The sequence below is a fragment of the Streptomyces sp. DSM 116793 genome (genome assembly GCF_057320905.1).
Genome location: NZ_CM170494.1, coordinates 3,893,242 through 3,907,222, shown reverse-complemented (window position 1 = coordinate 3,907,222; position 13,981 = coordinate 3,893,242). Strand labels below are relative to the sequence as shown.

The following is a 13,981-nucleotide window of genomic DNA, read 5'->3' as shown; positions in this document are numbered from 1 at the left end:
GGGGTGTGGTCCTTCTGATCCTGCTGGGCGAGGGGGTGACGTGCCTGCGGTGACCTCCGTCCTCCACTCACACGGTATGTCGTCGCAACGGTGACTTTCCTTGTGTCGTCCGATCAGCGACGTTTCGACTTGTCGTCATTCCGATGACATGCTACAACCGAAAGCAAGGTGGACGCATTGGCAGACCACGGAACAACTCGGAGGTGTGTGCACGATGTTGATGCGTACCGACCCCTTCCGTGAGATCGACCGGATCACCCAGCAGCTCCTCGGCACATCCGGCACCTGGACGAGGCCGTCGCCGATGCCGATGGACGCGTACCGCGAGGGCGACGAGTACGTGATCGCCCTGGACCTCCCGGGCGTCTCCCCGGAGGCCATCGACGTCGACGTCGAGCGGAACATGCTCACGGTCAAGGCCGAGCGCCGTCCCTCCGCGCAGGCGGAGCAGGTGCAGATGGAGCTGTCGGAGCGGCCGCTCGGTGTCTTCTCGCGCCAGGTCGTGCTGGCCGACACCCTGGACGCCGAGCACATCAGGGCCGACTACGACGCGGGCGTCCTCACCCTGCGCATCCCGATCGCGGAGCGCGCCAAGCCCCGCAAGATCGCCGTGAACGCGGCGCCGGAGCCCCGGCAGATCAGCAGCTGACCGGTGCCGTCCGGGCCGGACCGGGCCGCCCCCGCCGGGGCGGCCGGCCGGCAACCCCCGCCGGGGCGGCAGGCCGGCCCGGCCCGGCTTCCCCGCCGGGACGGCAGCCCGGTCCGGGCCCGGCTTCCCCCGCGCGGAGCAGCACCCGGAGCGGGCCCCCTGGCACGCCCCGGAGCAGGAGCCTGAACCCAGCAGGCCCTGATCAGGACCCAGAGCAGGAAGGACAGCCAGACGTCATGAGCCGGCGCACACTCGTGCAGCGGATACGCAACTCGGGCGGGTACGACAGCGACGCGGAGGCACAGCGTGTGCTGCGCGCCGTCCTGACCGTCCTGGGCGGTCATGTCATCGGCGACGAACGCTGCGAATTGGTGCGGTTGCTCCCGCCGGACGACGCGGAGCTGTTCGCCGGGCAGATCCCGGTCACCCAGCCGCTGACCGCGCCCGAGTTCGTGGCGGCCGTCGCCGCCCGCCTCGACATGCCCCAGCTCACCGCCCGCTGGGCGACCAGCACGGTCCTGACCGTCCTCGCGGAGCACGCGGGCGACGCGCTCACCCGCCGGATCCTCGCCGGCCTGCCGCGCGGCTACGCGCTGCTCTTCGGCGTCGCGGACCTCACGGCGGCCCGCGCCGTCCCCGCCGCGAGCGGCCGGACCGGCCGGACCGGCCGGGGCAGCCGACGGAGCCGGTATGTCCGGAGCGGCAGGGGCCGTTCGGTGTTCGCTCAGGCTCAGGCCGCCGGCGTCCCCGCCGAGACGCCCCAGAGGCGGCCGGCCGCCGCGGGGTCGAGCGCGTAGGGCCGGACACCCGAGCCGACCGGGAGCCCCAGCCGGCTGGGCCCCCAGCCGGCCGGATACCTGACCGTCCGGATACCTGAGCTGGCCGGTGTCCGAGTTGTGCCGGGACGGAACCTCGCCCCGGCCCGGGACGGAACCTCGCCCCGGCCCGGGACGGAGCCTCCCGGCCCCTGATGGAGGCGCCTGCCGCCCCCGGGCCGGAGGCCCGCCCCGGTGCGCAGCCGCGAAAGAACACCGCATGCGCCCCCGGCGCACCCACCGGCTGACCCCTGGCGCACCCACCGGCTCGCCCCGCCCGCACCCCGGCGCGCCCACCGGCTCGCCCCGCCCGCACCCCGGCGCGCCCACCGGCCCGCCCCGGCCGCACCCCCCACACCCCCTGGCGCCCCCGCCGCCCCCGGCGCACCGCCCGCTCACCGCCGGGTGACCCGCACCCGGTAGTTCCCGTCGCCGTCCACCGACAGCACCCTGATCCGGACCCCGGAGGCACGGTCGCGGAACGTCCCGCCCGGGGTGAACGTCGCGTCGGACAGCTCCGCGTGCACATTGGGGCTGCGGGTGCAGCCGCCGCTGTGCCGGGTGGCGTCGTAGACCGTGACGGGACCCTCGCCGGTGTCCACGTCCGCGTCCACGCGGTACACGAGCACGCCGGGCCGGCAGACCGCCTCGTCGTTGCCCGCATGGGTGCGGACCTCGGCGGCGAGCCCCGCCGTGCCGCCGAGCGGGACGAAGAGCAGCTTGCTCCCGCCCGTGCGGGCCAGCGGCGTCAGCACGTGCTCACTCGTCCCCGGCGGCGAGGCGCAGTCGACCTGGTCGTCGTCGAGCCAGCCGAGCTTCCATTTGTGCCAGGCCAGCAGGTCGTTGTTGGCACCCCAGTCCTCGCTCATGATGTCCCAGTGGCCCACCGCGCCGCCGCCCTGGCGGGTGTAGAGGTCGGGCAGTCCGAAGATGTGCCCGTTCTCGTGCGGCAGCACCCGGTAGCCGGTCCGCGCGTAGGAGCCGGAGCCGTCGTCCTGGCGGCTGTAGATGAACGAGGCGTTGGAGAGCGGCACCCCGTCCGCCACGGGTGCGTCGTGGTTGCCGGCGAAGGTCACCGACAGCACCGTGTTGAGCGCCGAGGGCCCCGCATTCGGCGTCATCAGCACGTTGACCAGGTCGTATGCGCGGAAGTCCACCACCGGGTCGGCCTTCTTGATGATGTCGTCGACCAGCCCCCGGTAACCCGGCTCGTAGGGGGCGCCGCGCTCGATGCCGTACGCCTTGAAGGCCTTGGGCATCCGCAGCCAGTGCGGGATGGGGGCGCGCGGCAGGTAGTCGAGACGGCCGTACGAGGCGGTGCGGAACCAGGCGCGGGTCTGCGGGAAGAACTCGTCGAGGCGGTCCAGGGCACGCCCCTGACCCGGCGCGTCCGGAAAGTCGATCATCAGGTTCAGTGCGCGCACCACGCCCGTGGAGCGCACATAGCCCGGCGGGGTGGGCACGCCCTCGGACATCTGCACGCCGAGGGCGCCACCGATCATGCAGGGGCCGAGCGCGCTGGTACGCGGCAGGGCGACGGGACCCGTGGCGGTGCCCGCGCCCGCGGGCGGCGGGGCGGTGCTCGCCGAGACCGTGACGGCCAGGACCGGTGAGACGAGCGCGGCGAGCAGCACCGAACGGCGACGAGGCGTCCGCGGACGAGGGGCTCGCGCGCCGGGAGCCCGCGGACGGAGGATCCGCGGACGGAGGATCCGCGGGCGGAAGACTCGCGAACCGAGAACCCGCCAACCGAGAACCCGCGGACCGAGAATCCGGGAACGGAGGGCTCGGGGATGAAGGGCCCGTGACCGGGGGGCCCGTATGCGGCGGCCGGAACGATTGTGACGACCGTGACGGTTACGACGGCTGGCCGGCTGCATCGCATGACCCTCCGCTCCGCCCGCGGCAGCCGGCCGGCCCGGCTGCACCCTGTCCGATCACCCTGTGCCGGTGGCTCCGGGTCCGCTCGCTGGGTGCGACCGAACGTGGGTTTTTTCGGGGCGGGCTCCCGGAGGGAGAGGGATGTGACGCAGGTCACGGAAACGCCGGGAAATAACCGGGGATGGGATCCCCGTTTAACCGTGTGTCCGTACGGAACGAGAGCGTTCCTTCAGGGCGGAGCAGACCGGATCACAGAGCAGACGGGACACGCGGAGCGCATCGGGCACTCCGCGGCGGAGCGAAGGAGGCAGCCGTGACGACCGCCACCGCCACCAGTGTGCAGCGTCAGGTGCCGCGGCAGGTGCCGCGGATGCGCGCCGACGCCCTGCGCAACCGTGAGCGGATCATCGCCGCGGCCCGCGAGATGTTCGTCGAGTACGGCGCGGAGGTGCCGCTCGACGAGGTCGCCCGCCGGGCCGGCGTCGGCAATGCCACGGTCTACCGCCACTTCGCCGACCGCACCGAGCTGGTGCGGCAGGTCGTCGTCGCCGTGCTGGACCGCGTGACGGACATCGCCGAGCGGGCCGTCGCCGCCGCGGATGCCGTGGACGGTGATCCCTTCGTCGAGCTGCGGCGGTTTGTGCACGCCGCCGCCGACGAGCGGATCGGTGCCCTCTGTCCGCTGCTCGCGGCCGGCTTCGACAAGGGCCACCCGGACCTCACCGCGTCCCGGCTCCGCCTCGAAGTCGTCCTCGACACCCTCATGGAGCGGGCGCGCGACGCGGGGCAGCTGCGCGCCGACGTCGCCGTCGGGGACCTGCTGGTGGCCCTCTCCCAGCTGACCAGACCACTGCCCGGCACCGTCTGCTCGGGCATCGACCGCTTCGTCCACCGCCATCTTCAGCTCTTCGTGGACGGCCTGATGGCGCCCGCCCGGTCGGAACTGCCCGGGACGGCCGCCACCCTGGAGGATCTGCGACAACAGGCCTGACGTTGAGACTCGCCTGAACCGGCACCCCGGCCACCCTTGGCCGGCAGCACACAGCACCGGCCATCCGTGGCCGGTGTCCCACCTCCGTCCCGGCGCAGTGCGGCGCCCGGACGGCTCCCACCAGCCACATCCCTCCCCTCAGTGGCCCACCAGGGGACAGCAGCGATGAGTTCCGCGGCTCCGCCGAGTCTCATCCGTCCCTGAGGCCACTGACGTCGCTGGCACCCCACGGCCGCGGCGTCACCCACATCACTGGCGGCGCTGGCGTCACTGGCATCGCTGGCATCACCGATGTCACTGGCGTCACGGACGTCATCGGTGCCACCGGCGTCACCGATGCCACCGGCGTCAGCGGTGCTACTGGCGTGATCGGTGCCACCGGCGTCACCGATGTCACCGGCATCGCTGAAGTCGCCGCGTCTTCGCTCTCCTTTTCACCTCACTTTTCCCTACCGTCACGATCTTGCGACCTACCGAAACGGGTACTTTCATGTCCGAAACCGTCCTTGCCAAGGGACGTCACGCGCAGCGGCAGGACGCCGACAACCGCCGCTGGCGCGCCCTCTTCTTCATCGCCCTGGCCCAGCTCATGGTCGTCCTCGACGCGACGATCGTGAATATCGCGCTGCCGTCCGCCCAGCAGGACCTGGGCATATCCGACGCCAACCGGCAGTGGGTCATCACCGCCTACGCGCTCGCCTTCGGCGGCCTGCTGCTGTTCGGCGGGCGCATCGCCGACCTGTGGGGGCGCAAGCGGGCCTTCGTCACCGGCCTCGCCGGCTTCGCCCTCGCCTCCGCGGTGGGCGGCGCGGCGCAGAACGAGGTGATGATGCTCGGCGCCCGCGCGCTCCAGGGCGCGTTCGGCGCGCTGCTCGCGCCCGCGGCGCTCTCCCTGCTCGCCGTGATGTTCACCGACGCCAAGGAGCGCGCCAAGGCGTTCGGCATCTACGGTGCGATCGCGGGCGGTGGTGGTGCCGTCGGCCTGATCCTCGGTGGCTTCCTCACCGAGTACCTGAACTGGCGCTACACGTTCTTCGTCAACGTCCCGTTCGCCATCGTGGCCGCCCTCGGCGCGCTCCTGGTGATCCGTGAGCCCGCCGGCGGGCGCAACCGCGCCCCGCTGGACATCCCGGGCGTGGTGCTGGCCACCCTCGGCCTGGTGACCCTCGTGTACGGGTTCACGCACGCCGAGTCCAGCGGCTGGACCGACCCCGTGACGCTCGGCCTGTTCGTCGCGTCGGTCGTGCTGCTCGCCGCCTTCGCGGTGACCGAGGCGAAGGTCAAGGCGCCGCTGCTGCCGCTGCGCGTGGTCACCAACCGCAACCGTGCGGGTGTCTACCTCTCGCTGGGCCTGGCGATCATCGGCATGTTCGGCCTGTTCCTCTTCCTGACGTTCTACCTTCAGATCGTCAAGGGCTACTCGCCGGTCGAGACGGGCTTCGCCTTCCTGCCCATGATCGCCGGCATGATCACCGGCTCCACGCAGATCGGCGCCCGGCTGATGACCCGCGTCGCGCCCCGGCTGCTGATGGGCCCGGGCTTCCTGGCCGCCGGCATCGGCATGCTGCTCCTCACGCAGCTGACCGTCGGCTCCTCGTATGCGGGGCTGCTGCTGCCGGCGATGCTGCTGCTCGGCCTGGGCATGGGTACGGCGTTCATGCCGGCCATGGCGCTGGCGACGCACGGTGTCGAGCCGCGGGACGCGGGTGTGGCCTCCGCGATGGTGAACACCTCCCAGCAGGTGGGCGGCGCCATCGGCACCGCTCTGCTGAACACCATCGCGGCCTCGGCGACCGCGTCGTACCTCGCGGGGCACGCCGCGGGTGCCACCAGCCGGCCGGCGCGGCAGCTTCTCCAGCTGCAGGGCATGGTGCACGGGTACACCAGCGCGATCTGGGTTGCCGTCGGCATCCTGCTGATCGCCGCGGTGATCGCGTTCACCTTCGTCACCACCGGCCGTCCCGGCACCAGCCGCCCGGCGGCCTCGGGCGGCACGCGCTCCGGTGCGGCGGCGGAGGGTGCGGAGGACGAGGTGCACGTTCCGGTCATCGCCCACTGAACGGTCGCCTCTGCCGGGGCGGGGGCCCGGGTGCGGGGAACTGCGCGAGCAACCACGACGCGCCTGCGGTGGGCTATCGGGTCCGGTCCCTTGCGGTGTCGTCGTCGGCCGCCAGCCGGTGGGGGCTTGTCGCGCAGTTCCCCGCGCCCCTTGCGGGGCACCGGGGCACCCGGGGCCGCCCCCGGAACCCGGGGGGCACCGGGGGCGGCCCCGGAACAGAGATCTGTCCTGGCTTCAGCGGAGCCAGGGCAGGTCCGCGCCGACGGTGGGCTGCAGCCCGTCGGCGATCACCTGCATGATCTCCCCGAGCGCCCGCTGCTGCTCCCGGCTGAGCCGGTCGAAGAGCGCCTGCCGCACCGCCTCCACGTGCCCGGGCGCCGCACGGTCCAGGACCCTCCGGCCCTCTTCCGTGAGGATGGCGAACTGCCCCCGCTTGTCCGAGGGGCACTCCTCGCGGCGCACCCACCCGTGCTCCTCCAGACGCGCGACGGCGTGTGAGAGCCGGGATCGGGTGATCTTGGCCCGGCGGGCCAGTTCGGTCATCCGCAGCCGCCGCCTGGGCGCCTCGGCGAGCTGCACCAGCAGGCCGTAGTACACATGCGGCATGGCCGCGTCACGCTGGAGCTGACGGTCCAGGTGGTCGTCGAGCAGCATGGTGGCGTTCAGATAGGACCGCCAGATGCGCTGCTGCTCGGCGTCGAGCCACTGCCCCGCCCGCCCGGCGCCGGCCTCGGAGGGTCCGGTCGCCTGCTCCGGTATGGCCTGCTGCGGGCAGCGGGTGTGCTGTGGATCGCCGGTGCCCTGTGGACCGCCGGGCCCGCACGGGCCCGGCCCACCGCTCGCCTGCCGCCGCTCGGCCTGCGGTCCCCGGACGGGTGGTGATGCGGGAGCCGTAGTCATGTCACCACTGTAGGGACCGGATGGCGTCATATGTAACAAGCCTGCATATACGAGTGGGCCCTCCCGTGACGACCTTGTGTAAATAAGGCGCACGGACCTGCGGTCACGCTCCCGGCGGCCGCCGTCTAGGGCGCCCCGGGCGCCGCGGGCACCGCGGGCAGTTCCCTCTCGTACCAGGCCACGTCCCAGTACCTGCCGAACTTGCGGCCCACCTCCCGGTACGTGCCGAGGTGCCGGAAGCCGAAGCGCTCGTGGAGCCGGGTGGACGGGATGTTCGGCTGGGCTATGCCGGCGTAGGCGCGGTGCACGTCCTCGTCGGCGAGGGCCTCGAAGAGGCGCTTGTAAAGGAGGGTGCCGACGCCGCGCCCGACCGCGTCCGGCGCCAGGTACACGCTCACCTCCACGGAGGTGCTGTACGCGGGCTTCGCACGGAACGCGCTGGACGTGGCGTAACCGAGGGTCGGGCCTGACATGCCTTCCTGAGCAACCAGGAGGCGGTGCGGACCGTCTTCAGGGTGGGAGAGGAGCCACGGACGCCGTTCCCCGGGGGTGAAGACCGTGGTGTCGAACGTGATGGCCGTCTCGCGTACGTAGTGGTTGTAGATGTCCGTGAGGGTGCCGAGGTCGGCCTCGCCGCCCGGTCTGACCTGGACTTCCGGGGGGTGAGCGGGCAACGGACCTCCCTGTGTGCGAGCGCAGGATACTGCATGATCAGAAAATTTGATGGGCGGGTTGGGAATTCTGTCCGGATTCCAGTCGTTGTTTCCATCGGATGCAGGGCACCCGACCGGTGTCCGGCACGAAGGAGCACGTCACGTACCGCGGAACGTACTGCTGAGCCTACTGACAACTGCTGAGTACCGACCTGACCACCGTAAGGGAGCACGCATGGCAACCCGTGCCGTCGCCCGTCGCCAGTCCACCTCGGGTGGCACTGAGACGGCAAGCAGTGTTCGCGCCGTAGGCGGCGAGGTCGCCGACCGCGACCTGGTCGGCATGTACCTTGACGAGATCGCGCGTACGCCGCTGCTCGACGCCGCCAAGGAAGTCGAGCTGTCGCAGATCATCGAGGCGGGTGTGTACGCCCGGCAGATTCTCGACGGAGAGGTGGAGAGCAAGGCGGCCGAGAAGGCCGGTGCCACCCATGAGGAACTGCAGGCGCTGATCGCCGAGTCCGAGCGCGCCAAGGACATCTTCATCCGCTCCAATCTGCGTCTCGTCGTCGCCGTCGCGCGCCGCTACCCGCGCAGCGGTCTGCCGCTGCTCGACCTCATCCAGGAGGGAAACGCAGGCCTGGTACGCGCCGTGGAGAAGTTCGACTACCGCAAGGGCTTCAAGTTCTCCACCTATGCCACCTGGTGGATCCGCCAGGCGATCACCCGCTCGATAGCCGACCAGTCCCGCACCATCCGGCTCCCCGTCCACCTGGTGGAGGAGCTGGGCCGCATCCGGCGCGTGCAGCGCGAGTTCAACCGAGAGCACGGCCGCGACCCGGAGCCGGAGGAGGTCGCCGCCGAGCTGGGCACGAGCCCGGAGCGCGTCACCGACGTCCTGGACTGGGCCCGTGACCCCGTCTCGCTGAACATGTCCGTGGACGACGAGGGTGAGACCCAGTTCGGCGACCTGCTGGAGGACACCTCCGCGGTCTCCCCTGAGCAGTCCGTGCTGACGCTGCTGCGCAGCGAGGAGCTCGACGAGCTGATCAGCCGGCTCGACGACCGCACCGCCTCCATCATCAAGATGCGGTACGGCATCGAGGACGGCCGTGAGCGTACGCTCACGGAGGTCGGCAAGGAGCACGGGCTGACGCGTGAGCGCATCCGGCAGATCGAGAAGCATGCGCTGCTGGAGCTGAAGAAGCTGGCCCGGGACACCGGGTTCGACGCGGCGGCGTGAGCCGCCGCGGTCCACGACGGACAGCCGCGTAACCGCGTAACCGCACAACCGCATACGACCACCGAGACCAGCGCTGCGGGGAAATCCCCCGTCACCGCAGCGCTTCCCGGGGGGGCACATGCCCCCCCCGCGAGCCCCGGCGCCTCCCCCCTGGCGTCGGGGCTCGCCCCTTTCGTCCCTGAGCGGTATGTGCGGCTCCGCCGCGTGGGGGTGGGGTGGCGGTTGCGGTTGGGCCGGTGGCTCGCCTCGGGGGCGTCGTGGTCGTTCGCGCAGTTCCCCGCGCCCCTCAGGTGGGCCGCCCAGCCCATGAGGGTGCGCTTCGGGGGTGGCGTGGTGCTCACCGGCCCGTGCTCCCGTTGGCGCCGGGGCGGCTGTGCATGTCCGTTTGTGTCCGGATGGTGTCCGGGCGTATTTACTTGTGCTGGTCACGGTCGTACCCTCCTGTGAAAACCACACCTTCGGGCATGCGACGGAACGAATCGGCGCCCGAAGGGCCCAGAACGACCGGAACGAGAGCGGCGCCCGCGTATGTACGCCCAGGAGCGGCAGCAGGAAATCCTCCGACTCGCCCGCGAGGGCGGCCGGGTCGACGTGCTGTCGCTCAGCGACACCTTCCAGGTCACCGCGGAGACCATCCGCCGCGATCTGAAGGCCCTCGACCGGGCGGGCCTGCTGCGCCGGGTGCACGGCGGGGCCATTCCGGCCGGCCGCCTGGACTTCGAGCCCGACCTCGCACAGCGCGAGGGCACCGCGGCCGAGCAGAAGGACCGCATCGCGCGCGCCGCCCGCGGCGAGCTGCCGACCGACGGCAGCGTGATCCTGGACGCCGGGACGACCGTCGCCCGGCTGGCCGCGGCGCTGCCGCTGGAGTCGACGCTGACCGTCGTCACGCACAGCCTGCCCACCGCGGCCCAGCTCGCCGACCACCCCGGCATCCAGCTCCACCTCGTCGGCGGCCGGGTGCGCCACCGTACCCGTGCCGCCGTGGACGCCTGGGCGCTGCGCGCCTACGGCGAGATCCGCGCCGACGTCCTCTTCCTCGCCGCCAACGGCTTCTCCGTCGAGGGCGGCCTGACCACACCGGACCTGGCCGAGGCCGCCGTGAAGCGCGCGGCCGTCGCCGCGGCCCGCCGTGTCGTGCTGCTCGCCGACTCGGCCAAGTACGGCCAGGAGCACTTCGCCCGCTTCGCCGGCCTCACCGACGTCGACCTCCTCATCACCGACACCGGCCTCTCCCCGCTGGACGCCGCCGCCATCGAACGCGCCGGAACCGAGGTCCTCCGCGTCCCACCCGACGGCCGTCCGCAACCGCCGGCACGTCGCGCGGCACCGCCCGACGGTGACCCGACACCGCCCGACGGCCACCCGGAGCCGCCGGACAGCGCCCCGGGCCCGGCGGGAGGGGAGACGCCCGCATGATCCTCACCGTCACGCCCAACCCCTCCCTGGACCGCACATACGAGGTGCCGTCCCTGGACCGCGGCGAGATCGTCCGGGCCGAGGGCGAGCGCATGGACCCGGGCGGCAAGGGGGTCAACGTCTCCCGAGCGGTGGCCGCCGCAGGCCGCCGCACCGTCGCCGTGCTCCCGCTCGGCGGCGCCCCCGGCGCCCTGGTCGCCGAACTGCTCACCGCCCAGGGCATCGAGGCAGCCCCCGTCCCCATCACGGGCCTGACCAGGTCGAACATCGCCCTCGCCGAACCCGACGGCACCCTCACCAAGATCAACGCGCCGGGCCCGGAACTCACCCCCGAGGAGGCCGAGGCGCTGCTCGGCGCCGTGGCCGAGCGGTCCCCGGGCGCCCGCTGGATCGCCTGCTGCGGCAGCCTGCCGCGCGGCCTCGGACCCGACTGGTACGCGCAGCTGGTGGCCCGCGCCCATGCCGCCGGCGCCAGGATCGCGCTGGACACCTCGGGCCCCGCTCTGCTGTCCGCGCTGCGCGAGGGACCGGACGTCGTCAAACCCAACGCCGCCGAGCTGTCCGCCGCCGTGCGGCGCCCGCTCGCCACGGTGGGCGACGCGCTCAAGGCCGCCGAGGACCTGCGCGACCTGGGCGCCGCCGCCGTGCTCGCCAGCCTGGGCGCCGCCGGTCAACTCCTCGTCGACGCCTCCGGTGCCTGGTACGGCACCGCGCCGGCCGGTGCCGTACGCAGCGACGTCGGCGCCGGGGACGCCTCGCTCGCCGGGTTCCTGACCGCCGGCGGCGCCGGGCCGGACGCGCTCGCCTCGTCCACCGCCCACGGCACGGCGGCGGTCCGGCTTCCCGGCAGCGCCATGCCGACCCCGTCCGACCTCGTGCCGTCCGCGGTGACGGTCACCAGGGACGTGCCCCTGGAGCGGCCCCTCGCCGTCCCGAGCCCCGTGAACCCGTCCGCACGCGAACAGAGGAGCCCGCGATGAGCGACACGATCACCGCGGACCTGGTCGACCTCGACCTGTCCGCCGACACCAAGGAGACCGCGGCACACACCCTCGCCGAACGGATGGCGGCCCTCGGCCGCGTGACGGACCTGGACGGCTTCCTCGCCGACGTGGCCGCCCGCGAGGCGCAGATGCCGACCGGCCTGGAGGGCGGCATCGGCATCCCGCACTGCCGCAGCGCGCACGTCACCGCGCCCACGCTCGCCTTCGGCCGCAGCGCCGGCGGCATCGACTTCGGCGCCCCCGACGGGCCCGCCGACCTGATCTTCCTGATCGCCGCACCGGCGGGCGCCGACGACGCGCACCTGACCATGCTCTCCGCCCTGGCCCGCCGGCTCATGGACGCCGACTTCACCGCGGCCCTCCGCCTGGCCGACGACCCGGCCCGGGCCGCGGCACTGATCCGCGGCGAGGAGCCTGCTGCGGAGGCAGACGCGGAGGCGGAGGCGGACGCGGAGGCGGAGACGGACGCGGAGCCGGACGCGCACGCGGGGGAGGCGGGGTCCGGGACGGAGGCGGTGCCCGGGACCAAGGTGGGGACCGAAACGGCGGACGGTGCCGGAGGGCGGCCGTTCCGGATCGTCGCCGTGGCCTCCTGCCCCACCGGGATCGCGCACACGTACATGGCGGCCGAGGCGCTGGAGAACGCGGGACGCGCGGCGGGCGTGGAACTGTCCGTCGAGGCCCAGGGCTCGGCGGGCTTCACCCGGCTGGACCCCGCGGTGATAGCCGCCGCCGACGCGGTGATCTTCACCCATGACGTGCCGGTACGCGAGAAGGAGCGGTTCGCGGGGAAGCCCACCGTCGACGTGGGCGTGAAGGCGGGCATCAGCCGCCCCGCCGACCTCATAGCCGAGGCCCGCGCCCTGGCCGCCCACGGCACGACGCCGGCGCCGGGCGACGCGCCGGCGCACCGGACCGCGGGGACAGGTGCCGGCGCGGGGGAGTCCGGGCGGGGCGCGGCAGCGCGCACGCCCGTGGAGAGCGCCGGTGCGCACACCGATGGGTATGGGACAAGACTCCGCACCTGGCTGATGTCCGGCGTCAGCTACATGGTGCCGTTCGTCGCCGCGGGCGGCCTCCTCATCGCGCTCGGCTTCGCGATCGGCGGCTACCGCATCGACAAGGCCCCGTCCGTCGCCGAGCACTTCGTCTGGACCGACCACACCAGCTGGGCCGCGCTGCTCTTCCAGACCGGCGGCCTGGCCTTCGGCTTCCTCATCCCGGTGCTCGCGGGCTATATCGCCTACGGGATGGCGGACCGCCCCGGCCTCGTCCCCGGATTCGTCGGCGGCTCCGTCGCGGTCACCATCAACGCCGGTTTCCTCGGCGGCCTCGTGGCCGGCCTGATCGCCGGCACGGTGGTGCTGGGCCTGCAACGCCTTCGGATCCCTGCTCCGCTGCGCGGCATCATGCCCGTGGTCGTCATGCCGCTGGTGTCGTCGATCGTCGTCGGCTTCCTGATGTATCTGGTGATCGGCAAGCCCATCGCGTCCCTGCAGAGCGCCCTCACGGACTGGCTGAAGGGCCTGTCCGGCGCCAACGCGGTGATCCTCGGCGTCGTCCTCGGCCTGATGATGTGCTTCGACCTCGGCGGCCCGCTGAACAAGGTCGCGTACACCTTCGCGGTGGGCGGCCTTGCGGGACCGACCACCGGCAGCCTCAAGGTGATGGCCGCGGTGATGGCGGCGGGCATGGTGCCCCCGCTGGGCATGGCGCTCGCGACCGTGGTGCGCGGCCGGCTCTTCACCCGCACCGAGCGGGAGAACGGCAAGGCGGCCTGGCTGCTCGGCGCGTCCTTCATCACCGAGGGCGCCATCCCGTTCGCCGCGGCCGACCCGCTGCGGGTCATCCCCTCGTCGATGGCGGGCGGCGCGGTCACGGGCGCCCTCTCGATGGCTTTCGGCTGCACGCTCCGGGCGCCGCACGGCGGCATCTTCGTGGTGCCGCTGATCGGTGGGCCGCTGTTCTACCTGGTGGCGATCGCGGCCGGCGTGTGCGTGTGCACGGCGCTGGTGGTGGTGCTGAAGGGGGCCAGGGCCGCGCGGTCCACCGCCGCACGTGACCCGCGCCCCGGAAGGGGCGCGGGGAACCACGCGAGCGACGCCCCACCGGCCGGTGGCCCGCAGACGGCAGAAGCAGCCCCTACGGGCCCTCGTCCCCTGCCTTGAGGCCGTCGGAGGTGGCCCCTGGACCCGGCCGGGTGGCCGTGGGTGGCCGGGCCGTGGGTGGCCGCGCGGTTCCCCGCGCTCCGGAGGGGGTGCGGAAATCGCTTCGCGCCGTTCTGTCTCATAATCGCCTGTCAGGTGCCGGCATCATGCGGTCTACTGGGTGATATGTCCGAACACGTCTCGACAATTCGGCGCTTGG

11 protein-coding genes are annotated in these 13,981 nt (G+C 72.8%); 8 read left to right on the top strand and 3 right to left on the bottom strand.

What is annotated here, in order from left to right; translation table 11 throughout:
- Window positions 1-214 precede the first annotated feature (214 nt).
- Both ACSMXW_RS15110 and ACSMXW_RS15105 read left to right on the top strand, forming a co-directional pair.
- A complete protein-coding gene (locus tag ACSMXW_RS15110; protein ID WP_485806886.1) occupies window positions 215-649 on the top strand; it encodes an Hsp20/alpha crystallin family protein in 435 nt (144 codons plus the stop codon).
- Window positions 650-885: 236 nt separating this feature from the next.
- On the top strand, window positions 886-1,446 hold the full coding sequence (locus tag ACSMXW_RS15105; protein WP_485806884.1) for a DUF2267 domain-containing protein: 561 nt from the start codon (window positions 886-888) through the stop codon (window positions 1,444-1,446).
- Window positions 1,447-1,859: 413 nt separating this feature from the next.
- Here the strand turns inward: ACSMXW_RS15105 and ACSMXW_RS15100 are convergent, their stop codons facing one another.
- Window positions 1,860-3,098, bottom strand: a complete 1,239-nt coding sequence (locus tag ACSMXW_RS15100) for a M6 family metalloprotease domain-containing protein (RefSeq protein ID WP_485806882.1) — start codon at window positions 3,096-3,098, stop codon at window positions 1,860-1,862.
- Window positions 3,099-3,715: 617 nt separating this feature from the next.
- Here ACSMXW_RS15100 and ACSMXW_RS15095 point away from each other — a divergent pair.
- Together ACSMXW_RS15095 and ACSMXW_RS15090 are read left to right on the top strand one after the other, a co-directional pair.
- Window positions 3,716-4,336, top strand: coding sequence for a TetR/AcrR family transcriptional regulator (locus tag ACSMXW_RS15095; RefSeq protein ID WP_485808052.1), 621 nt, complete (start codon window positions 3,716-3,718; stop codon window positions 4,334-4,336).
- 490 nt (window positions 4,337-4,826) lie between these two features.
- Complete coding sequence (locus tag ACSMXW_RS15090; RefSeq protein WP_485806880.1) at window positions 4,827-6,395, top strand: MFS transporter; 1,569 nt, start codon at window positions 4,827-4,829, stop codon at window positions 6,393-6,395.
- Between the two features lie 234 nt (window positions 6,396-6,629).
- On the opposite strand, the gene ACSMXW_RS15085 is transcribed toward ACSMXW_RS15090, so the two are convergent.
- On the bottom strand, window positions 6,630-7,154 hold the full coding sequence (locus ACSMXW_RS15085; protein WP_485808051.1) for a MarR family winged helix-turn-helix transcriptional regulator: 525 nt from the start codon (window positions 7,152-7,154) through the stop codon (window positions 6,630-6,632).
- Window positions 7,155-7,420: 266 nt separating this feature from the next.
- Window positions 7,421-7,969: a GNAT family N-acetyltransferase gene (locus ACSMXW_RS15080; RefSeq protein WP_485806879.1), complete on the bottom strand. Its 549-nt coding sequence runs from the start codon at window positions 7,967-7,969 to the stop codon at window positions 7,421-7,423.
- Window positions 7,970-8,183: 214 nt separating this feature from the next.
- Between ACSMXW_RS15080 and ACSMXW_RS15075 the strand changes: the two genes are divergently transcribed.
- From ACSMXW_RS15075 to ACSMXW_RS15060, 4 genes are all read left to right on the top strand, one after another.
- Window positions 8,184-9,191, top strand: a complete 1,008-nt coding sequence (locus ACSMXW_RS15075; RefSeq protein ID WP_485806877.1) for a sigma-70 family RNA polymerase sigma factor — start codon at window positions 8,184-8,186, stop codon at window positions 9,189-9,191.
- 528 nt (window positions 9,192-9,719) lie between these two features.
- Entirely contained in the window at window positions 9,720-10,610 is an 891-nt protein-coding gene (locus ACSMXW_RS15070) for a DeoR/GlpR family DNA-binding transcription regulator (protein ID WP_485806876.1), read from the top strand.
- Window positions 10,607-11,590: a 1-phosphofructokinase gene (gene pfkB / locus ACSMXW_RS15065; RefSeq protein ID WP_485806874.1), complete on the top strand. Its 984-nt coding sequence runs from the start codon at window positions 10,607-10,609 to the stop codon at window positions 11,588-11,590. The genes ACSMXW_RS15070 and pfkB overlap by 4 nt, the downstream gene beginning before the upstream one ends.
- A complete protein-coding gene (locus ACSMXW_RS15060; RefSeq protein WP_485806872.1) occupies window positions 11,587-13,782 on the top strand; it encodes a PTS fructose transporter subunit IIABC in 2,196 nt (731 codons plus the stop codon). The genes pfkB and ACSMXW_RS15060 overlap by 4 nt, the downstream gene beginning before the upstream one ends.
- The last annotated feature ends 199 nt before the right edge of the window (window positions 13,783-13,981 follow it).

What these genes read in the sequence shown, in the direction of transcription:
- ACSMXW_RS15110 (WP_485806886.1), top strand. Translation starts at nt 215, where the DNA reads ATGTTGATGCGTACCGACCCCTTCCGTGAGATCGACCGGATCACCCAG.
- ACSMXW_RS15105 (WP_485806884.1), top strand. Translation starts at nt 886, where the DNA reads ATGAGCCGGCGCACACTCGTGCAGCGGATACGCAACTCGGGCGGGTAC.
- ACSMXW_RS15095 (WP_485808052.1), top strand. Translation starts at nt 3,716, where the DNA reads ATGCGCGCCGACGCCCTGCGCAACCGTGAGCGGATCATCGCCGCGGCC.
- ACSMXW_RS15090 (WP_485806880.1), top strand. Translation starts at nt 4,827, where the DNA reads ATGTCCGAAACCGTCCTTGCCAAGGGACGTCACGCGCAGCGGCAGGAC.
- ACSMXW_RS15075 (WP_485806877.1), top strand. Translation starts at nt 8,184, where the DNA reads ATGGCAACCCGTGCCGTCGCCCGTCGCCAGTCCACCTCGGGTGGCACT.
- ACSMXW_RS15070 (WP_485806876.1), top strand. Translation starts at nt 9,720, where the DNA reads ATGTACGCCCAGGAGCGGCAGCAGGAAATCCTCCGACTCGCCCGCGAG.
- pfkB (WP_485806874.1), top strand. Translation starts at nt 10,607, where the DNA reads ATGATCCTCACCGTCACGCCCAACCCCTCCCTGGACCGCACATACGAG.
- ACSMXW_RS15060 (WP_485806872.1), top strand. Translation starts at nt 11,587, where the DNA reads ATGAGCGACACGATCACCGCGGACCTGGTCGACCTCGACCTGTCCGCC.